Annotated in this window: 16 protein-coding genes; 7 read left to right on the forward strand and 9 right to left on the reverse strand. The window is 39.0% G+C overall.

Translation table 11 applies throughout. From position 1 onward, the window contains the following. Positions 1–224: 224 nt before the first annotated feature. The 4 genes from CAL6303_RS07790 to CAL6303_RS07805 form a co-directional block, all read right to left on the reverse strand. Positions 225–1,778, reverse strand: a complete 1,554-nt coding sequence (locus CAL6303_RS07790; protein ID WP_015197293.1) for a hypothetical protein — start codon at positions 1,776–1,778, stop codon at positions 225–227. 432 nt (positions 1,779–2,210) lie between these two features. Further along, positions 2,211–3,719: a hypothetical protein gene (locus CAL6303_RS07795; RefSeq protein WP_015197294.1), complete on the reverse strand. Its 1,509-nt coding sequence runs from the start codon at positions 3,717–3,719 to the stop codon at positions 2,211–2,213. 397 nt (positions 3,720–4,116) lie between these two features. Beyond that, positions 4,117–4,887 carry a TIGR03943 family putative permease subunit gene (locus tag CAL6303_RS07800; RefSeq protein WP_015197295.1) on the reverse strand — a complete coding sequence of 257 codons (771 nt, stop codon included), beginning with the start codon at positions 4,885–4,887 and terminating at the stop codon, positions 4,117–4,119. Between the two features lie 56 nt (positions 4,888–4,943). Then, the gene (locus CAL6303_RS07805; RefSeq protein ID WP_015197296.1) at positions 4,944–5,969 is read right to left on the reverse strand and encodes a permease; all 1,026 of its coding nucleotides are present in this window, start codon (positions 5,967–5,969) and stop codon (positions 4,944–4,946) included. 383 nt (positions 5,970–6,352) lie between these two features. Here CAL6303_RS07805 and CAL6303_RS07810 point away from each other — a divergent pair, with 383 nt between their 5' ends. Further along, positions 6,353–7,774 (forward strand): ATP-binding protein, encoded by a 1,422-nt coding sequence (locus tag CAL6303_RS07810; protein ID WP_015197297.1) that lies wholly within the window; start codon positions 6,353–6,355, stop codon positions 7,772–7,774. A gap of 6 nt (positions 7,775–7,780) precedes the next feature. On the opposite strand, the gene CAL6303_RS07815 is transcribed toward CAL6303_RS07810, so the two are convergent. Together CAL6303_RS07815 and CAL6303_RS07820 are read right to left on the reverse strand one after the other, a co-directional pair. Continuing rightward, positions 7,781–8,275, reverse strand: a complete 495-nt coding sequence (locus CAL6303_RS07815; protein ID WP_144051012.1) for a DUF2382 domain-containing protein — start codon at positions 8,273–8,275, stop codon at positions 7,781–7,783. Between the two features lie 143 nt (positions 8,276–8,418). Further along, positions 8,419–9,285 (reverse strand): DUF2382 domain-containing protein, encoded by an 867-nt coding sequence (locus CAL6303_RS07820; protein ID WP_015197299.1) that lies wholly within the window; start codon positions 9,283–9,285, stop codon positions 8,419–8,421. 766 nt (positions 9,286–10,051) lie between these two features. On the opposite strand from CAL6303_RS07820, the gene CAL6303_RS07825 reads away from it, so the two are divergent. The 4 genes from CAL6303_RS07825 to CAL6303_RS07840 all read left to right on the forward strand — a co-directional run bounded on the left by CAL6303_RS07825 (position 10,052) and on the right by CAL6303_RS07840 (position 13,422). Beyond that, positions 10,052–10,519, forward strand: a complete 468-nt coding sequence (locus CAL6303_RS07825; protein WP_015197301.1) for a cupin domain-containing protein — start codon at positions 10,052–10,054, stop codon at positions 10,517–10,519. 131 nt (positions 10,520–10,650) lie between these two features. Beyond that, positions 10,651–11,625, forward strand: coding sequence for a metal ABC transporter solute-binding protein, Zn/Mn family (locus CAL6303_RS07830; RefSeq protein WP_015197302.1), 975 nt, complete (start codon positions 10,651–10,653; stop codon positions 11,623–11,625). 97 nt (positions 11,626–11,722) lie between these two features. Then, the gene (gene tmk, locus CAL6303_RS07835; RefSeq protein WP_015197303.1) at positions 11,723–12,352 is read left to right on the forward strand and encodes a dTMP kinase; all 630 of its coding nucleotides are present in this window, start codon (positions 11,723–11,725) and stop codon (positions 12,350–12,352) included. A 128-nt stretch (positions 12,353–12,480) separates the two neighbouring features. Then, a complete protein-coding gene (locus CAL6303_RS07840) occupies positions 12,481–13,422 on the forward strand; it encodes a DNA polymerase III subunit delta' (RefSeq protein WP_015197304.1) in 942 nt (313 codons plus the stop codon). Here the strand turns inward: CAL6303_RS07840 and CAL6303_RS07845 are convergent. After that, on the reverse strand, positions 13,419–14,492 hold the full coding sequence (locus CAL6303_RS07845) for a J domain-containing protein (RefSeq protein ID WP_041739232.1): 1,074 nt from the start codon (positions 14,490–14,492) through the stop codon (positions 13,419–13,421). The genes CAL6303_RS07840 and CAL6303_RS07845 overlap by 4 nt on opposite strands. A 463-nt stretch (positions 14,493–14,955) precedes the next feature. Between CAL6303_RS07845 and CAL6303_RS07850 the strand changes: the two genes are divergently transcribed. Then, positions 14,956–15,933 carry a transposase gene (locus tag CAL6303_RS07850; RefSeq protein ID WP_083866358.1) on the forward strand — a complete coding sequence of 326 codons (978 nt, stop codon included), beginning with the start codon at positions 14,956–14,958 and terminating at the stop codon, positions 15,931–15,933. Between the two features lie 710 nt (positions 15,934–16,643). On the opposite strand, the gene CAL6303_RS07855 is transcribed toward CAL6303_RS07850, so the two are convergent. Both CAL6303_RS07855 and CAL6303_RS07860 read right to left on the reverse strand, forming a co-directional pair. Continuing rightward, complete coding sequence (locus CAL6303_RS07855) at positions 16,644–17,324, reverse strand: cytochrome c peroxidase (RefSeq protein ID WP_238993784.1); 681 nt, start codon at positions 17,322–17,324, stop codon at positions 16,644–16,646. A 203-nt stretch (positions 17,325–17,527) separates the two neighbouring features. After that, positions 17,528–19,255 (reverse strand): ABC1 kinase family protein, encoded by a 1,728-nt coding sequence (locus CAL6303_RS07860; protein ID WP_015197306.1) that lies wholly within the window; start codon positions 19,253–19,255, stop codon positions 17,528–17,530. Positions 19,256–20,364: 1,109 nt separating this feature from the next. On the opposite strand from CAL6303_RS07860, the gene CAL6303_RS07865 reads away from it, so the two are divergent. Then, entirely contained in the window at positions 20,365–21,117 is a 753-nt protein-coding gene (locus tag CAL6303_RS07865; RefSeq protein ID WP_015197307.1) for a response regulator transcription factor, read from the forward strand. Positions 21,118–21,272 lie beyond the last annotated feature (155 nt).

Here is a 21,272-nt window from a genome sequence, read left to right on the forward strand (position 1 = left end):
CGCTTCGCTTCATTCGCAATGACAATTGGGTATTTTTTTACTTGGAATACTCCAACAGTTATATCAACAACTTGAATCAGCAGATGAGGATACCCGCAATCGAATATTTGCTCGGTTGCGGGAATTGATGAATAATCAATAAACGGCTTTCCCCCACTGCCTACTGCCTACTGCCTTGACGTACTAGTTCATTAAGGTTTTTTCTTTCCCTTATTCCCTGCTTCTTATTTGAACTTTGGCAACTCCACCGCAGCTAAAGAATTACGTCTTTTAGTGGGACGATTGGGGTAAACAATGGGAGAAGGAGAACCGGCATCATCATGATCCAAATATTCTCCTTCTCCCGATAAAGTCTCAATTTGAGTGAGTTGTGATATTTCTTGCCAGTAGTCATCTGCGAGAATAGGATTAGTTTCCTTTGATGATGCTGGTTGCTGTTCATCTGGCGAAGAAGTTTCAGCGCTGACAGTAATTGTATCGGGATTAATAGTGGTTTCCAAAGGAGATGCAGCAGCACCCCAGGTTGGAATCTCCTCAAATTGTGAACAGTCTTTGAAAGCTTCTTGTTCGCTGCTTTCTGTTTGATTTGAGGTTTCTGGATTTGTTCGAGTTTGGGAATTAAAAAACATCTGAATCACATCATCAATTTTTTCTTCCAAACTGTGGGAATTGGAATTTGCTTGATGTGACTCAAAATTAGGTTTTTCTTGCCAGGGTGAAGCAGCACCAGGGGAATCATTCCAAATATCCCCAACAATATCAGCTTCCTCTTCATCTGCTGACCATGGCTTGATGGGTTGAGCATTTGCTAAGAGAGACTTAAATTTTCGCACATGAGGGGATTGACGGTTGGAATTATGATAAGATTGGTTTCCATTATCACTATCTTCATCACTGGGAATGGAAGTCTCCAAGCATTTTTCCAAAGCTGCCTTAAATTGGAGAGTCTGGCGTTGCTGACGCATTAATCGAGTTCGCAGTTCTTTACAGGCATTTTCTGAATGTAGTAGGTGCTGTGACTGTTCTTGGTGGTGAGATTGTAACAAAGCGCATTCCCGCTCTAATTGTGCCAAACGTTGCTGACTAAATTCCAGCTGCGCTTTATAGGTTTCAATTAAAGTTTCTTGACGTTGAACATTTTGCTCGGAAGTGTCTAATTTTTGATACAGTGACTGAATTTGCTCTTGGGTAGCAGCAAACTCCTGAGCTTGTTCTTTGAGGATTGATTCGGTTACACCGGAGCGTTTTTTTTGTAACTGCAAAGCTTTTTCCGACTCACTGAGTTTAGACGTAAGAGTCTCCACTTGCTGATACAAATCATCATTCGCTTGGCGTAATTCTTGATTTAGCGTCAGTAACTGCTGAAATTCTGCATTAATCGCCGCTTGTTTTTCCCTATCAGGTTCAGTTACCCAATCACCAGGATTTGGCAAGGAATTGGCTTCAGTTTCACCAGTTTGATTTTCCCAATAACCGTCATCTAAAGCAAAAATGGATTCAAGATCCTCATCTTGACTCACCTCAAAACCCTCTTCTGGCTCTTCTTTGCCCCCTAAACTTTGTTTTGACAGTTGTCGAGAAGAATTTGCCTCTTCAAAGGTGCTGCCTTTTTCTCCTTGATTTTGTTGCACATCAATCGGAGAAAACTTAGCTATGGCGATGCTCTCAGTCGGTATGACAGTATAAAACGGACAACTAGCCTGCTCTAACGATATCGGACTCGCAGAATTTAGGGGTTGGATTAAATCCCCATCATCTGGGGTGTTAGGCTCATTCATCACTCTTCACCCACAACTTTTAGTCTAAAAAGCACATACTACCTGCTGCTTTAATCTTATCTACAAGGTTAACTAGCACCTACAGTAATAAGTTATTGTTTGATGATATTTTTAACAACCACTACCATTACTACCATCAATGAAGAAGGTTAGGCAATGAATCATTTTACACAACTTAGTTTTTTAATGTAGATATTTTGTTATAAAACGCAATTGTGAATTTGTCACTAGTAGGAGGCAAGAAGCAGGGGGAAGGGGGCAAGGAAGGGGGCAAGGAAGGGGGCAAGGAAGGGGGCAAGGAAGGGGGCAAGGAAGGGGGCAGGGGGCAGGGGGCAGGAGGCAGTCACGATGAATTTTTTTCACCGTCAAGTATGTAAGGGATTTTCCGACTACTCACTCATTACTCATTACTCATTACTCATTACTCATTTTTTAGGGTAGCCAATGGGGGGAAAATCCCTTTAAAGGTAGTTCTTCAGGCTTGATATCACCAGATGTGTTGTCAGTAGCAGGGATTAGGGGAAGTAGCCATAAACTGCTGGATGCGATCGCATCTCCGTCAGAAGTAGTTAAAGCACTGGCTGATGGTGGCGCATTCTGATCTTGGGGAACTACTTGGTCAAATAATATACCTAGTCCATCCGGTGCTAAGTTTATCTGCACATTACGCTGACCGACGGGAAGCACTACTAATGGTTTTTGCTGTCCTGTTTTCAGGTTAATGGCGATCAAATAGGGTTGTTCAACATATTCTTCTGCCGATACTACTTGTGTAACCAGGCAGTATAAATTTGGTGATCCTACGTCAAATTGACAACCCATAATGGAACCAGTTGTTTTTAATAACTCCTTATTTACACCTTCATTAGTGACTAAAAATAGGGACTTCGTAGGGTTATTAAAGTCAGCATTAAATTTGACCATTGCCGCTTGGGTACCATCTTTAGAGAAAGCTTGGATTAAGCCATACTGCGGTAAAAAATCTAGGGGTTTGCTACCATCTTCCTGAAGTGGTAAGATTGCTGCCCCTTGACCTTGGGCAACAGCTACGGCTTTGCTATCGGGAGTGATCATAAAATCACCACTTGGCTGACTTTTGAGACGCTTTAAAGTGGGTTTTTTCTCAGAGTCGGGTTTTTCTGCGGACATAAACCACATACCAAAATCCCCAGAATTATCTTTTTTCCCTCGCTGAACCACGATAGTTTGTCCATCTGGGGAAAGATCGAATTTGAGGTTACGATATTCCTTGTTATCAAGTACTAAATCAACGCGACCGGATGGTTCGGCAGGTTGATTTACTTCCACCGGGATACCAGTTGTAACGCTGTATATTTGTCCTGCCAGCAAATCTTGGTTATTTTTGGGACGTGCAGAGAACAAAATCCGATCACCTTGGGGATAGGCTTGAAAATACATCACCACCAAATAGTCGGGAGTTAGTACCTGTTTTTTTTCTTGCGTAAGATTATAAAGAACTAAACGACCTTGATCTTCAGCAGTGGCACCGATATAAACCATGATGCGATCGCGTGTGCTGAAATTACCGGAAAATTCCTTAAAAGTTTTGGTATTCTTACCTTCTTTTGCAGCAAACTTATCTCTGGCATCCTGTAAACTCACCTTATAACTGGTTCCATAGGGTGCAGGTGCTAACAAAGTGTATACCATCCTCCGTCCCGACCAAATGGGTTTTCCTGCCAACGGAGGCTCAATTTTTAAGTTATCTTCTACGCTTTTAGTATCCATCGGGCGACTAAAAACCAGCGAAAATGATGTGTTATCTGCACCTATTTTCTGATTTTGCCAGCTAAAACTCCGAATACTTGCCTTAACCACATCACCCTGGAAAATTAGCAACCCAATTAAGATACTTAATAGTAATAGAACAGAAATCGCAACCCGATCTAAAGGTAATAAAAACGACTTTTTCGTAACCATCTGTCAAAATTATGTATATGTTATTAACAAAGTTTAGGGATTTAATTCCCCTGTCTCACGACGGCAGTCCGTTTTGGATCGGGGTCTAAATCCCTGTCGCAAAACTTAACTGCGTAGCTTGCTTCTCGCTACCCTTACGGGAAGTCGCTTTGCGCGTAATGCGAGTATTACTAATTATTTTAATCCTGTATGTTTTTTATTGTTTAGGACTTTAGGACTTACGCATTGACAGAAAAATCAAAATAGGCGGTATGGTGTTCAGCATTTAAAGCTTATTTTTCTGTTCTCTATCAAGCAATAGAAAACAAGAAAGGGTAATTCATAAAAGGCTGAAACAAATTATTTACGTTAATTCACAACATAGCGCTTTTGTACAGTGCGTAAGTCCTATTCTTGATCAAAAACTGTAAGGATTTTTCGGTTGAGGTATTGGTTTAATTGAATTTGCGACAATAGTCAGATGACGTTTCCCATCAAAATCTTCTGTAGTCATTTGTCCTTCAATTTCTAACCAGCTATCAGGAGGATATTTATCTCGACTCTCAGTCAATTTCACAGGCAAACCAATGGGGTACGCATCCGCAGCACAACAGGTAATAACAAATTGAGATAGCACCAGGTATTCTTTAGCCATATCTGGAGAATGAACTACAAAACCCTTGACTTTGGCTTTTTGTCCTTTGTAAGTATCTGGTTCTGGGTATACATTCACAGTACGCACCCACTCTACCAAAGTTCTATCTTCCGGACGAACTGAAGACTTGAAAGATTGAGGTTGAGCCCTTGTTGGTCCTAATAATTCACTAATACTGCGATTCCCAGCGGTTTGACTCGAAAAAACTTTAGGTGTAATTAAAAATCCCAATAACGCTACAAAGATTAGTAAAGAACTAGCCCATCCAGGTGGAAATACTGCCAGATGTTGAACTGATGAGGTTGTATTTATACGACTTTTTAATAATTGTTTCCCTTTGAGGAAAGCAACTATTAATAAACAAATAGCAGCAACAACTACCAAGGGGATATAACTAGGGTGGATCAGCAGTACAAGCTGTCCTGCCAACCAGTATTTCAACATTAAAAATCCCCAAGCGGCAATTGCTATGACATCGAGCCAAGCTAATTTTCTGGGAGAAAATCTTGGTTTTTGAATGCGTGTAATAGACATCAGGAAAACGATTAAATATTAATCATTGAAATAATCACGGAAAATTGTCATCCCAACTACAAAACATGTAAATTCAGAAACAAAGTGAATAAAAATGTCAGTTGTCCAGCCAACATAAATAAATAGAATAGCGCTCGTGGTTTAAAAATAGATAACATTAAGCCGATGCCTTTAATATCTACCATCGGTCCAAACACAAGAAATGCCAATAACGAACCCCCTGTGAAGGCAGAAGCAAAAGATAGGGCAAAAAATGAATCCACAGTTGAGCAAATGGATACAACCACAGCCAAAATTAACATGGCAATAATTGAGCTAACTGGACCTGCACCCAAACTCAAAATTAAATCACGAGGTGCAAGTACCTGAATAGCAGCCGCTATTGCACTACCTAGAATCATGACTGCACCCAGTTCTCTTAATTCCTGAATGATATTTTCTAAAACTAATTGTAGTTTTTCTTTGAGGGGCTTTTCGGAATTGCTGGGTGCTACTTCAGCAGGAGAAATACGTGTAATTTGTCCTCCTGCTTGACCTCCCAGTATATAAGTACCAGACTGTAAGAGAGTTGACTTACCAGTATTTGTACTTCTTCTTGTCTCTGGTGAAGTTGGTGGATTAAATTTGAGGTAGCGGGTAATAGCAGGCTGAACTATGGGTGTTAAATCCTTCTGAAAACTAAAAACATAGCCAACCCCAGTGGCAATCAGCAAAGAAAGTAAAACCCTTAAAAACACAATTTCTGGTTGATCTCGAAATGCAGTCCAGGTTGACCAGATGACAATCGGATTAATTGTTGGTGCTGCCAGCAAAAAGCTGATTGCCACAGGTGTGGGAATCCCCTGCATAATGAATCTTCGTGCCACTGGCACGTTGCCGCATTCACAAACGGGAAATAAGAAACCGACTATACTACCAACAAGTGCCCCCAAAAAAGGGTTTTTGGGTACTATTTTTAAAAGTTTGCGTTCATCAACTAAAAATAAAAGCAAACTAGAAAATAAAACACCCAGCAGCAAAAATGGGATTGCCTCGACTAATAGGCTGAGAAATATGGTGAAACCATTATTCAGTTGATTCATGAGCATCGCTGATGAAAGCGCTACGAAGATTTTCAGTCCTGTCAAGCTATTCTATCGAAATGGGGATCAAAAGCAAGTAGGGGTAACTAAATATAACCTAAGCAGGTATTTACTAATCTTAGAGATTTCTAAATTGGGATAGAATTTCATCAATTTTTCACAGCTTTTTCAATTTCGGCTCTAAACTTTATGTCCATGAGCTAATCTGCCCCAACTTAAGTTAGTACTAGCATAATGCTTATACAAGCATCGCCTGTAACAATATATTGAATATATTGAATTTTAATTCGCTTCTCGTGATTTTCCACATACCGATTCTCATAAAATTGGCATAGGCTAGGTACAGCCGCTTACAAGTTAGCATTTTTACTTATTGGTGCATTATGGTCAAAGTCAGAGTTTCAAGTTCCCAAGAATCTCTATTAGAAGTATTAGTACCAATTGTATCTGAAGGTAATAATAGTGACTTTGGCTTGGAATCAACTCTTCAAGAGCTTCCTCTGTATACATTTCAGGTGGAAAAAAACAGGCTTAGAGGTAGTGATTTGGCACAAGTATTTGAGAAATACCCTCAGCTACCAGGAGTCATCCTGTTGGATTCAGGACAGTATGTGGGGATGATTTCCCGACGACAGTTTCTAGAATTTTCCATTCGTCCCTTGGGAAAAGAGATATTTTATGACCATAAGCTCAGTATTATCCATAGTTATATTTCCCCAGGAGTTCTATTGCTATCATCCACCACTACAATTTTGGTAGCGATGCAACAGTCTCTACGACGTTCATGTTCTGGAAATGTTCAAACTACATCAGGATTGATGGCAGAACCTATCGTTGTTTACACCGCTCCTGATAGTTATTGCTTGTTGGATGTGCAGGAATTAAATATCGCTGCATGGCAAATTAGGGGGATTGAAACTCAATTACGCTATGAGCGTAGTCAATCCCAAATGATTCAAAATGACAAAATGGCGAGTCTGGGGAGATTGGTGGATGGGGTTGCCCACGAAATTTTAGATCCCGTAAATTTTATTTGGGGTAATTTAACTCATTTTGGTAATTACAGCCAAGGGTTATTGAATTTGATTGCTACTTATGATTCTGAATTTCCCAATGCTTCGGAAGAAATTGTAAATGTTAAACAAGATATCGAATTTGAGTTCATAGAGGAAGATTTAAAAAAGTCACTAGCAAGTATTAGTGCAGGTGCTGAAAGATTAAAGAAATTGGTGACAAGTTTACAAAATTTCTGTCATATCGATAATGTCTATCCGAAACCAGCCGATTTACATTCCTGTATAGATAGTGTTGTTTTGCTGATTAACAGTCGGATTAAAGGTGAAATAGATATAGTGAAAAACTATGGACATCTACCTCCAGTTTATTGTTTTTTAGGACAAATTAACCAAGTGTTCATGAATGTTTTCAGCTTGGCTATAGATACTTTGTTAAATGAGGCAGTGCAATATAAATATAATAACGAGGCTGTTGATAAGCCACGGATTGAGGTGATAACTAATGTGGTTTCTCGTCAAGATTTGTCATCATGTTCAACAGATTCTCGTTGGGTAAGTATTCGGATTATTGATAATGGTAAGAAAATGAGTCGGGAATTGCGACAGGAAATGATCGAATCGTTCACTGCCGAAAAATATATTGAAAAAGAAACGAGTTTAAGTATGAGCTATAAAATTATTACAGCCAGACATGGAGGAGAGTTTAATTTACGCTGTTCCGGGGATTCTGACATCGATTCATATTGTGATCGGGGGAACGAATTTGAAATTTTACTACCTTTAGTGTGAGGGAGGCTATTGTTGATTGGATCCTTTGAGGGATGTACGATCAAACCACTCTTGATATTTGGCTTGAGTATCTGGGTGATCGACAGTAATAGTTAGATGAATCTGCTGACAACCATGTTTGCGCTCTAGTGCGATCGCGTTTAATAACAAACTCGCTACTTTCGGTGAATCAAATTTACCACTCACCATTAAAGCATCCGTAACTGGATCATTTTCTGGCTTTTGTACTTCATCCCAATCAAATTTAGGCAGTTCTTCCTCCCCCAGGTTGATTTCTGCCAATTGCCTGTATTCTGGACTAATCTGCTCCACAATCAACTTTTCACGCCGGACTGGCACTTTCACAATTCGAGTCTCAACTACTTTACGAACAGTCACTTCACCGACTTTTCGCGTCTTATAATTAACAACTAGTTTTTCTGCCAGTAGCCGAATAATTTCTTCCTCTCCTACTTGTAACGACGGACTATTGGGAGGAAGTATATCGTGATCGTTCATCATGTTTTTCCTAGAATTCACTAATTTTGGACAAGATTCCCGACCTCTCAAAGAAGTCGGGAATCGCAGCAACCACTAGATTCAAAAAATTATGAGATACAACATCCGACAACTAAGAAGAATCTACCGAACCTATTGCAGATTCCTTAAGCGCGGTCTACTGGTAAACCAGGAGCGCTAACGTCTAACTCTTCACGACGAACTGTTTCCTGGGATTCAACGGTGTCTTGATCGACTACCTTTTTCACCCGAACTTCTTCACGAACGAAAGTTTCCTTGCGGATTTCTGGAATTTCTTCATAAAGTTCGACGTTAGTTACTGTTCCTTCACGGAAAGCTGTACTATCGGGGGAAACTGCCACACCTGCGTCTACTGGCGTTACCCGCTCAATTACAACCCGTTCTCTCTCAACGGGGGTACTTACTGTTGCAGTTTCAGTTTCCACATGCTTGCTGATAGAAACTTCACCAGTCTTTTGTCGTTTTTTACTAGCAACTAATCTTTCTTGGTACAGACGCAGTGTTTGGTGGTTTTCTTCATCCATTCCATACAGGTCTGGTTCGTCATTGTAAGTGTAGGTGTCGCGGTTATATACTGGTGTAACCGGAGCCGACAAATCCCTGCTCTCAAGGGTTCCAATACCACCAATTGCATTGGGTTGACGATAGACACCCCGCACCCTTTCTTCGTAATCGTAATCTACAGCAAGGCTATCATCATACTCAGGTAAGGACTCAGCTTGTTGACGGGTCATACCTACAGCGTAGACGCGATCGCCATCATAATCTATGCGGCAACGACCGATTGGTAACAGAACTTTTTTACCGAAAATCCAGAACCCTAGGTCTACCAGTAAGTATCGGAAGTTACCTTCCTCGTCTACTAAAATGTCAGCAACGGTACCAACCTTATCATCGGTACTTTCAACATATACACTTAAGCCTTTAATATCTTTTTCTAAAGCAACATCATCGTGGCTAGAATCAAGATCTGTTAACTTATGAAGAACCATAACCGCTTCCCTCTATTTTTTTCACCTATGCCTAATAAGGTAAAAAAAAAATCTCTAATTCTCATCCTTCCTGTGACATAACTAATATTTCAACCAATTATTCCAATTGGTATAGCTCGGTACAAAACCCTATACCAGTTACGCTTCCATATGCTATCAACTTGAGAAATTAATTCTAATATCAATTCAAATAATGATTGCAACACATCAAACAGTAGAGACGTAGCAGTGCTACGTCTCTACAAATATCTATCTGTCGCATTGTTTTTTCAAATTGGTATAAGGAAATATTTTCGTTAATTTTATCTTTGTCTTGATAGGAAGGATGAAATAAACCTATTGATTTGAGAATTGAACCATAAAATGAATGGTTCATGTAAAGACGAGTATGATTAGCCCAGAAACTGACTAGAGATACTTTATCTTGAGAAAATTTTTTCTCAACTTTACATCGATTAGCAATAAACCTAGAGAAGATATCACATATAAAATCGTTATTCCTGAGCCTTTATACGCACCGAATTACCATCAAAAATCATTAATTTATTTGCCTGAACATGGCTTATGTAAGTATCACAATCAGTGATTGGTGCGTGATGGTATAAGTCGGATTGCTTCGTTCAAATATTCTCGCAGCGTCACACATACTACAGAAAAAATATGCGAGTTGCGTAAGTCCTACTGAAAATAACTGTAATTTATTTTTAGGCTCCAGGATCTGCCAATGCCATATAATCGGTAGGTATGCGGCAAATAGGAGGATATCGTGAGTCAATCGCCGATTTCAGCAGAATCTATTCCAGCAGCAATGGGTAAAACTATATATCCACAGCCTTATGCTTCACTTGTTGAGGGTCGATTAAAACGCAAACTTGGAGAATTCTTTGGACTGACAAACTTTGGGATCAATTTAACTGATCTTTTACCCGGTGCAATATCTGCTCTTATCCATAGTCACTCGAAGCAGGATGAGTTTATCTACATACTAGAAGGAACTCCAACCCTCATTATCGCAAAACAAGAATTTACTTTACATCCTGGCGAATGTTACGGCTTTCAAGCAGGTACGGGTATAGCTCATCAGCTTGTCAATCGCTCTAACGAAAAAGTAACATATCTTGAGATTGGTGATCGTGCAGAAGGGGATGAAGTGGAATACCCTAATGATGACCTTAAAGCAACACAAACCAGTGGCTTATGGACTTTAACACACAAAGATGGTTCTCCATATTAGTAGGAGCAACAGGTTGGTTTACTAGATTCGTTAAAGCTCCTATACTCTGAATAAAATATTAAAAAACAGTAATCACAGAGCTTGTTTTACTGATTAGTAAAATATCACCTAAATTAACTATGATATAAAAAATGAGGAAATTCTTTATCCTTTTGTTCGTCCTAAAATTTTTACTAATTAGCTGTAACAACGCTCCAAAAACAGCTAAAAATTATGTAATCACAACTTCTAAACCCTTACCTAAAGTTAACAACCTGCCCCAAGTTGTGGCAACTACGAGTATTTTGTGCGATTTGACTAAACAAATTGCAGCTAAGACAATTAATTTGATATGTATTATTCCTCATGATACAGATTCCCGCACCTACAAGCCCACACCAGAAAATAGCCAAGTTATCCGTAGCGCTAAATTAATTCTTTACCACGGCTATAATTTAGAAAAAGATTTAATTAGTTTAATTAAAACAAGCAAAACCTCTGGTTTAAAAATAGCTGTTGGAGAAATGGCTGTACCTAAGCCTCTTTTAGTCCAGCAGGGAAATAAAAAAAATGTTAATCCTTATTTGTGGCATTATGTTCCAAATGCCGCTAAAATGGCAACTCTGATTACTAATAATTTGAAAAAAATTGCCCCTGAAAATACAACACTATATAGCAATAATAATAAGAAGCTACAATCTGAATTAACCCAACTGGATAAATGGATAAAATCTCGGATTGCAAGTTTACCCCCTAATCAAAGAACTTTTGTAAGTAATTACGATAATTTAAGTTATTACACAAAAGCATATAAACTTAATTATCAGACACTTCTTACTAACAGGAATAGGCAACAAGAATTATCGAAAGCTGAATTAGATCGGTTAATCAAAAATATTCAAAATACGAAAGTTTCAACAATTTTTCTATCTCGTAAAATTAATCCTAAACTAATTAACTCTATTAGCAACAAAGCACAAGTCAGAAATTCTGAACGTCAAATTATGCCTGACAGCTTAACTTTAGATGCTGAAGGCAACACATATCAGAAATTTATGGTTGCCAATACCCGTACCATTGTTGAGGGATTAGGTGGAACTTATTTAATTTTTAGACCAATAAAATAAGTAGCTTTAAAATATGTATCTCTTGGCAGAGAGTAATATTCGCTGTGGTGTCAAGAAGAAGGATAATTAGAGATAGATCTGAATTGATAATGGCAACATGGCTGGTAAATTGATTGTGTTTGAAGGTGTGGAAGGTTGCGGAAAAACTACACAAATGCAGATGACTGGGGAATGGTTGCGAAGTCTCGGTGTTGCTGTGGTGACGACTCGTGAACCAGGGGGAACAGAATTAGGTGTGAAGTTACGACGTTTGTTGTTGGAAAAAACTGAGGGAGAAACAATTGCTGATAGAACTGAATTACTATTATATGCGGCAGATCGCGCTCAACATGTTGAAGCAGATTTGAAACCTAACCTAAAACAAGGGAAAATTATTTTATGCGATCGCTTTGTTGATTCAACTATTGCTTACCAAGGTTATGGACGTGGTTTAGATATGCATCTAATTCACCAACTGAATCAAATAGCGACGGGTGGTTTAGAAAGTGATATTACACTGTGGTTTGATTTAGATGCGGAAGTGGGATTAAAGCGTAAACGTCGCAGCGGTGAAATTGCAGATAGAATTGAGCAGGAAGAAATTACATTTCATCTGCGAGTTCAACAAGGATACGCCGAAATCGCCGCATCACAACCGCAACGAGTTAAAAAAATCGATGCTAGCTTAGCTCCAGAACTTGTACAAAAGCAAATCCAGGAAGTTTTAACCAACAATTTGCAGTTTTGATTTGGGGTGAATTTATTCAAAAGATGCGATATAGAAAATTTGACATACCTGTAGAGAGAGACATGTCGCATCTCTCTTTATTCCAGCATAATTAAGAATAAATTTCCCATTCTACATTTTATTTTTCCATGTCTACTAATTATTTCACACCATTATTAGGACAACAACAAGCTATAGAATTACTCACCCAAGCTGTTGAAAAAAATCGAATTGCACCCGCATATATATTTATTGGAACAGATGGAATTGGACGTAGTTTAGCAGCACGATGTTTTATAGAATTGTTATTTTCCCAATCTCAAAAATCCCAACATCCACAACAATTATCTAACCATCCAGATTTGTTATGGGTGGAACCAACATATCAACATCAAGGACAAAGATTAACACCCCAAGAAGCAGCACAAAAGGGTTTGAAGCGGAAAGCACCCCCGCTGATTCGTTTGGAACAAATTCGAGAAATAACCGAATTCCTCAGCCGTCCTCCCATGTTAGGGACAAGAAATGTGGTAGTTTTAGAGCAAGCCGAAACAATGGCAGAAGCTGCGGCAAATGCTTTACTCAAAACTTTAGAGGAACCAGGAAAAGCAACCATAATTCTGATTGCACCATCTTTGGATTCGGTTTTACCAACTTTAATTTCTCGATGTCAGCGGATTCCATTTCAACGCTTGGATACGGCAACGATGGTGGAGGTGCTAAATCGAAATAACCAGGGAGAAATTTTACAGCATCCAGAGATATTGAGACTGGCAGCGGGTTCACCGGGAGATGCGATCGCATTTTACCAGCAATTACAGAATATTCCCCCTGACCTACTCAAAACCCTTACCAAAATACCCAAAAACTACCGTCAAGCATTGGAAATTGCCAAACAAATTGATAAAGAACTAGATACTGAAGCGCAATTATGGCTAATTAATTATCTTCAGCAATATTATTGGCACAATCTCCACAAACCTGAAATTTTAAATCAACTGGAAAAAACCCGTAAATCTCTACTTTGCTACGCTCAACCTCGATTAGTTTGGGAATGTACACTTTTACAAATCCAAAGCGCAACAAATTAATATCTAATTACAACTCCCAATTCTTCAAACATCTGATCTAGCAAATCCTCCATAGATTCCTCTTCCATAGAGTTTAAAACTTCTGGTCCCGCTAGAAAATCCTTAATTGTCATCTTTTGCTCACGAAAATTCTTGACAAAATCACGTATTTCTGAAACTACTTCCACTTGAGAATTCGCTTCCTCTAGCATCTGATTCATCGGATCAAAGCCTTTTTTTGATGCCTTTTTGTAATCAGTAATTATTGCCCCTTCAGGTGTATTTTTAGTGGAGCGCAATTCACCTTTTAACTTTTCATATTGATTTTTAAGAATTTTGTTTTGCTGTTCCAACAGCTTACATTTTCTGGTGAGATCGTCTTCACTACTATTATCAATTACTTCGCCAACTTCGTGCTGCTGCTCAATTTCCAAAAGCCTAGCTAAATCACCATCTTGATATGCTTTATTGATTTCCTGCATAATTTCTGTGTGACGCGCTTGCATTTCGCTTTCTGTCGCCTTGTCAGGATGAAATATTTCTGCTAGTTTCAGGAAAATTTGACGAATTTTTCGGGATTCATCACTAGAACGATCTACTGATGGCGATTGTTGTTCTTCCTGCGCTGCTTGATGCTCCCTAAACCTTCGGCGAAACTCTTCAACATTTTCTTCATCTTCAAAAATATCATTGAAATTGAATTCATCCTCATCATCGTCATCATTTTGAGCAGTATTTGCTCTGGCGCTGATAACTCCCGATTCTTGAAGGTTACGATAAACAGACTCAATACTTTTACGAGTTTGTTTTCCTAGTTTGCGAGTTGAAAAAATTTCATCAAATAAAGCATGTATTTCCTGATCCATGTCAGATATTTTCTGAAAAACAGGAGCTACTTTAGCGTACATTTCCGTAGCAAAGGAACGCATTTGCTCAATTAAATTTTTGAGTTCTGTTCGTTTCTTTTTAATCTGTTTTTGTAAAGACTGTTGTTCCTTTTCCAGCACTCCCAGACGAATATGTAGATCAGAAAGAGCCAATGATGGAGCGGAAACAGGTTGAGTTGTAGATGAAGGTTTACGACGAGCCATAGGAAATATCAGGGAGTTCAGGTTTTGTAAAGACGACATAACCACCTAATTTTTTAGGTGGATATCCATGAGAGTCTCTTTTTCAAAGTGGGAACAGCTGCATTGCATAATTTGCCCGCACCTCATAGCAATACTTTACTACCTTTTATGAAAAATCTAACGTAGTGTTTCACCATATAAATTTCCATAGTCACTAATGACAGCTTATAACTGCTACCCCAACCCCAAACGGACTGCCGTCGTTGATTGCTAGGGACTTAAACCCCAAAGTTCGTTAAATATGTCTTTCTATTTCTGATGGGCGATCCCAATCCAAACCACAGTATATTAGGACTTACGCATTGACGGGATGGTAAAATAATGCATTGGAAAACGGTGTCGTCTACTTTCAAGGTATCGGACAATTAGAGAAATCAGCAAACCCTCGACAGCACAATGTAATTTGGAACATTACACCCTGTTCTTGCTATCGGAGCCAAAGCATGGAGGGTGCAGTCGATTGGCAGAAATCTTGGGAGATGTTTCACATGATAGTGTGAATAGGTTTTTGCTGAGAGAAAGATACGAGCCAAAAGATTTATTTGACATAGTAAAAGAGATAATCAATATAGAAGGAGGGATTTTAAGTGTTGATGATACAGTAATAGAAAAGCTGTACAGCAACCCAAAATACGCAGAATTAATTGGATATTTTTGGTCTGGTAAATATCATAAAACGATTAAAGGTTTAAATTTAATAACACTTTATTACAGCGATATTCGAGGCAATTGTGTTCCCATAAATTACAGGATATACGATAAGAAGGAGGGAAAAACCAAAAATGATTATTTCCAAGAGATGCTAATAGAAGTGACTGATTGGGGATTAAAGCCGCGAATAGTCACAGGGGATAGTTGGTACTCAGGAGTAGAAAATCTGAAATTTTTGAGAAACCAGAAATTAGGTTTTTTATTCGGAGTTGAAAAAAATAGAACAGTATCAAATGAGCCTGGAAAGTACTGTCAGGTAAGTACTTTAGAGATTTACGATGAAGGTTTGATAACTCATTTAAGAGAATTTGGATTTGTAAAGTTGTTTAGGAAAGTGTTTAAGAAAGAAGACTCTAGACACTACATATTTTATCAGCCTGATGACGAGAATCAGAAAGAAGTCTTACAACAAATAACTAGAACTGAATTTATCACTATTCATGACACACATTGGGGTATTGAAAGTTTCCATAGAGCAGTAAAACAGCTATGTGGCATTTGTAGGTTTATGGTTAGAGATAGCCACGCAATCAAAACACATATATTCTGCTCACTTCAAGCATTTGTTCGTTTAGAGAAAATGCGTTCTGAAAACATCATTGACAATTGGTATGAAGTACAAAGGAATCTATTCACAAAAGTTATTCGTGAATATGTTTTGGATAACTTGAATGCTAGTTGTGCCGCTTGAATACATAAACTAGCTTTCCTGTCAATGCGTAAGTCCTATATATTTCCAAACAGGGATAATATCTGACATTGGCAATGTTAGATACATCACCAAAATCCGGAATCTATCTTAAGTTACAGAGAGAGTGAAAAAATACATTTTTTTTGTGCCCTTGGTATAAAATTTTTACATACGCACATAAAAAAGCGCCTGAGATTTTTTTCGACCTCAGCGCTTCCCCGTATAAGCTTATACCAATTCACCTGTTTGCTGCAACACTTGAAAATCACAAACTCTTTGATGGAAGGGCTTTGTGAGAATAAACAGTGGCAAACATTATGTGAAGCGGTATCACTCCTTGCACTACTACAGAATATCGCTTGTGTATTTACTCGCGGAATCTATCAAGTGCCAGTTTCGCAACTGCCACTAGTCAAAAACTCACAGTTCACTATGAACATTTATCAAAATTAGAAAGTTGGATGTGACATGGAAAGGGTGTAACGTAAATTTTTGTGCTGAGGGGTTGGTGGTTTATGCGACATTGCACTGATTCAAACCCCGAAAACTTAGTTTGTTTTTTGGGGATGGGAGAGTAATAAGTAATGAATAATGAGTAATGAGTTCGGATGACCCCCAAAAGCTGCCTTGTCTGTGGCTTGCTACTTGCAGAAGCCACTCCGTGTATCCCTCAAAACACGCTTACTGTGTTCTTCAATTTCTGGAAGTCTTTAAAAGGGGTCGCTAAAGGCTGGATTTTTGATAAACTCTTCATCCGTCAAGCTGCTGAGAAATTCCAGCAAATCCTGTTTCTCTTGGGGATTCAAAGCAAATCCAGTAATAAAATGACTCTTCAAAGGATTCTTACTGCCGATACCTGCGAATTCTCCGCTACTAATTGTTCTGCCACCTGCGGCATAATGGTCAATTACTTCTTCTAAGGTTTTAATACTGCCATCATGCATGTAGGGGGCAGTCAGGGTGATATTTCGCAAAGTTGGAGCTTTAAACCTGCCCATATCTGCTGGTTTATTGGTTATTTCATGCACTCCAGTATTATTTGCTGGATATGCCCCTTTAGCATCCAGATTATAAAGTCCTGTATTGTGAAAAGCTATTTCCTCAAACGCTAACCGTTCGTGTTTAACAGAGTCACTAAAATTAAACCCACTGTGACAGTGAAAACATTCTAAACGTTCGCTATTAAATAAGGTTTCTCCTCGCTTTGCTGCTGCGGAAATCGCATTCTGATCACCTCCATAACGATATTTGTCATAGGGTGAATTAACGGAAATTAAGCTTCGTTCAAAAGATGCGATCGCTTTCGTGATATTCTTCAGATTAATGTTGCTTTCTCCACTTGCAAAGGCATCTGCAAACATTTTTTGATAATTTGCATCTTCACGTAACATCTTGAGTATTTCTTTACACTAAAAAATGTTTGTTTCGGGGTGCTTTGCTTTCCAAATGGAATACCAAAACTTGCCATAATACCCTTACAATCGTCGTCATTAGGTTCTGACAACAAAAAATTGGTGAATTAGAATTTAACCCGTTCTAATTCACCAATAATGTTTAGCAATATTTACCAATGTTTGCCGAGAGTTATAAAAAACTAGCCTTTGTGTGTTGCATCATTATTGTTGGCAAATACAGCAAGGAATGGAGTTTTGGGCAGAATTGCCGCTACACTTTCCCTTGACAACTCCGTCAATGCGTCAAATGCCACACTAAATAGTCGATTTGGCTGCAAGTCGGCTTTTACTAGGTTCCACAAACGTTGAACTTCTTCGGTATGTAAACGGTTATCTTCGGTTAGTGCTAATACCAACTGACTCCGCAAAAATTTACCTTCATCGGATAGTAAATATTGGAATCCTAGTTGTGCTGTTGGTAGCAAATCGAAGTTATTATCTGTACGGGCGATGGAAATTAGATTTTCCAAGCGTTCCCACTGAAATTTCCCATCTTTAAATAGGACATTGAGTAAGCGTCTTCGCAGTGCTGGTGATTCCCCGTTGAGTAATCGTCGCGCTACGTAGGGATAACCAACTTCAACTATTTTAAATTCGGGGTTGAGGCTGAGGGCAATACCTTCTTGGGTAATTAGTGAACGAATAATTAGGGCAAATTTCGCAGGGACGCGGAATGGATATTCGTACACTAGTTCTGAGAATTTATCGGTGATGGTTTTGAAGTTAAAATCACCAACATTCTTACCTAGGGCATCTTTCCAAACTGCTTCTAATGCGGGGACGATGGGACGAATATCTGTACCTGGGGTTAAGAAACCCAAGTTAACAAAATCTACAGCTAATTCGTTGTAATCGTTATTGACGAGGTGAACTAGGGCATCAACTAAACATTCTTTGTTAGTTTCATCTAGTTGATCCATCATTCCGAAGTCAATGTATGCCATGCGACCATCGGGCAAAGCAAAAAGGTTGCCAGGATGGGGATCTGCGTGGAAAAATCCGTGTTCTAGTAGCTGTTGTAACCCAGAGGTGACACCAATTTGGATGACTTTTTCTGGATCTAAGCCAGCTGCGCGAATGCTTTGGGTATCGGTGAGTTTAAAGCCGTTAATCCACTCTAAAGTCAGAACGCGATCGCTTGTGAAGCGCCAATATATAGATGGCACTTTCACGCGGGTATCATTGCGGAAGTTATTGGCAAATTTTTCGGCGTTTCTGGCTTCGTTGAGGTAGTCGATTTCCTCAAATAATTTTGTGCCAAATTCATCTACAATCAGCGTGAGATCGTGACCCAGATTCAAGGGTAGCCAAGGTGACAACCAACCAGCAGCCCACCGCATTAAGTATAAATCTAATGAAAGCAACGGACGCAAGTTAGGACGCTGAACTTTAACTGCGACTTCTTCGCCACTTAATAACCGACCGCGATAAACTTGACCTAAACTTGCCGCTGCAACTGGTACAGGTGAAAGTTCGCTAAATATTTCGGAGATGGAGCGTTGAAGTTGTGATTCAATCAGGTCGTATGCGATCGCGTTATCAAATGCAGGTAGTTGATCTTGAAGTTTGATCAACTCCATCAAGAAATCCTGACGAATTAAATCGGGACGAGTTGAAAGTGCCTGACCAACTTTAATAAAGGTTGGTCCTAAACGCGTCAAAATTTTCCGCATCTGTGTGGCACGTTTGAGTTTATTTTCCTCAACTAAACCTTGCCACTCGTCCAATTTCAAGCCCAGAAGAAAACCAGCAAAATACCAGATAATCTTAAAAGTTCTTCCCCACCCTTTCCAGGGACGTAAACGGTAGTGACGCGCGATCGCGTCTGGATTATAACGGTTGAGTTGAGCAGGTTGATACTGACCCACGCCGATCTTTGCCTCTTGATACTAAAAAATTTACACAAATTTACATTTTGCGGTTAACACCTAACCCAATGAATTCATCATCTGGTTAGAGCGCCACAATTTTCTTTAAAAACACATTCAATATACTTGTTTCCGGGCAACTAACTAAACCGGGACAGCGCAATCATTTATTAACTATTTACATAGGCTGAAAAGCTTGCTAATCAATATCTTTTCATCCCCCATATCTAAGTTATTAGCTATTGTGCATTTCTTCCCTTGGTTATTACCTGTACTTATATATCATTTTCTTCATTATAATTCACGAAAGTACAACTAATTGAGAAATTACTGTTTTTTTTGTAAAAAAAAGTATAGTTATGTAGCACTAACATCGACAGATAAATACAAAGATATAATTCCTACAAATAGCTAATTCTCTATTGATTTAATCAAGACAGTGCCAGAGTTATCCCATTCCTTCAACTGCTGACTATAGTCGGGATCCCCGACGGCTTTACTTTTCGTCATACAACTTAATTTATAGATGATCAATAGACTTGATATGCAGAAAATACTCAACTAAGAAGATTTTATAATATTTTTTTAATATTTGGAGACCCAGAATTCTCAAATGATCAAATATAAGATCTCCAGATTTTTACAAAAGTTGGGGATCCGGATTTACTCATCTAAACATCTGGCTCTAAATATGCATTAATCGGTAACTTCTACAATCAATACAGAGGCATATTTAACCAGTTATCAGTTATCAGTCAAGGGTGATGTGTTTATCGTTGGGAATAAGAGTCCCCCACAAAGAACCTGGTCGGCGTTGGTGGCGGGTTTAAATCCCCCACCATAGGCTTTGATAACTTTTCACTGTTCACTAATTTAATCAAAGGCTATTGATTAGCTTGAAAAACACCGTCAGTGATGAACATCCGTAAAATTTACACATCTATCAAAAAAAATTGATTCTGAGCATTGTAATTGGTTTATATTGAGTGATGAACACTGTCATGTATGCTACAGAATAACTAGCCCGTGGTAATTTCCGCCATTTTCACACAGGGTATAGAAAAATTGACATACATAATTAAGCACAAACAATAAACTTTGTGATACCCATGCATACTAGCGAACTGACCAAGTATCCTCCCACTGCGGACTTTGGACAAACTAGCCGCGTTTTAGTGGTTGAAGACGAAGAATTGATCAGAGAAATGCTTGTTTTAGCCCTGGAAGAAGAAGGATATGCAGTAGTAACGGCTGTTGATGGGCGTTCGGCAGTAGACCATTTTAAAGGGTATGAGCCGAATTCGGGAGAACCACAGTTTGATTTGGTGATTTTAGATTTGATGCTACCTTTAATTAACGGCTTGGATATCTGTCGCTTGCTGCGTCATCAAGGAAACCCTGTACCAATTTTGATGTTAAGTGCCAAAGGTAGCGAAACCGATCGAGTTTTGGGCTTAGAAGTGGGTGCGGATGATTATCTCACCAAACCTTTTAGTGTCAGAGAATTAGTTGCTAGATGTCGAGCCTTATTACGTCGTCAACGTCTGAGTACTGTACCTGCGACTCCCGTCTTACAATACAAAGACGTAATGTTGTATCCCCAAGAATGCCGGGTGGTTGTGCGAGGGCAACAGGCAAACTTATCTCCTAAAGAATTTCGACTTCTGGAGGTATTTATGAGCTATGCTCGTCGAGTTTGGTCACGGGAACAATTACTCGATCAAGTTTGGGGTCCAGATTTTGTGGGTGATAGTAAGACTGTTGATGTACATATTCGCTGGTTGCGGGAGAAACTAGAACAAGATCCCAGCCGTCCTGAATATATTGTGACTGTGCGTGGTTTTGGCTATCGTTTTGGTTAACAGTTATCAGTTAACAGTTATCAGTTAGAGGCGAACGTCGAGGCTGAGATTCAAATCATCTACTATATCTATAAATCACTGTTTACTGTAGCCTGCGGTTTCTCGCTACTCATCTACACTGATTTAAGTGGGTGTTAAATCCAAGGAGCGAAACC

Source organism: Calothrix sp. PCC 6303 (assembly GCF_000317435.1).
Classification (GTDB): domain Bacteria; phylum Cyanobacteriota; class Cyanobacteriia; order Cyanobacteriales; family Nostocaceae; genus PCC-6303.

Coding starts and splice junctions, on each gene's coding strand:
- tmk (WP_015197303.1), top strand. CDS start 11,723: ATGGCTGGTAAATTGATTGTGTTTGAAGGTGTGGAAGGTTGCGGAAAA.
- CAL6303_RS07790 (WP_015197293.1), bottom strand. CDS start 1,778: ATGAATGAGCCTAACACCCCAGATGATGGGGATTTAATCCAACCCCTA.
- CAL6303_RS07810 (WP_015197297.1), top strand. CDS start 6,353: ATGGTCAAAGTCAGAGTTTCAAGTTCCCAAGAATCTCTATTAGAAGTA.
- CAL6303_RS07805 (WP_015197296.1), bottom strand. CDS start 5,969: ATGAATCAACTGAATAATGGTTTCACCATATTTCTCAGCCTATTAGTC.
- CAL6303_RS07815 (WP_144051012.1), bottom strand. CDS start 8,275: ATGATGAACGATCACGATATACTTCCTCCCAATAGTCCGTCGTTACAA.
- CAL6303_RS07855 (WP_238993784.1), bottom strand. CDS start 17,324: ATGTTACGTGAAGATGCAAATTATCAAAAAATGTTTGCAGATGCCTTT.
- CAL6303_RS07865 (WP_015197307.1), top strand. CDS start 20,365: ATGCATACTAGCGAACTGACCAAGTATCCTCCCACTGCGGACTTTGGA.
- CAL6303_RS07795 (WP_015197294.1), bottom strand. CDS start 3,719: ATGGTTACGAAAAAGTCGTTTTTATTACCTTTAGATCGGGTTGCGATT.
- CAL6303_RS07800 (WP_015197295.1), bottom strand. CDS start 4,887: ATGTCTATTACACGCATTCAAAAACCAAGATTTTCTCCCAGAAAATTA.
- CAL6303_RS07845 (WP_041739232.1), bottom strand. CDS start 14,492: ATGGCTCGTCGTAAACCTTCATCTACAACTCAACCTGTTTCCGCTCCA.
- CAL6303_RS07820 (WP_015197299.1), bottom strand. CDS start 9,285: ATGGTTCTTCATAAGTTAACAGATCTTGATTCTAGCCACGATGATGTT.
- CAL6303_RS07840 (WP_015197304.1), top strand. CDS start 12,481: ATGTCTACTAATTATTTCACACCATTATTAGGACAACAACAAGCTATA.
- CAL6303_RS07830 (WP_015197302.1), top strand. CDS start 10,651: ATGAGGAAATTCTTTATCCTTTTGTTCGTCCTAAAATTTTTACTAATT.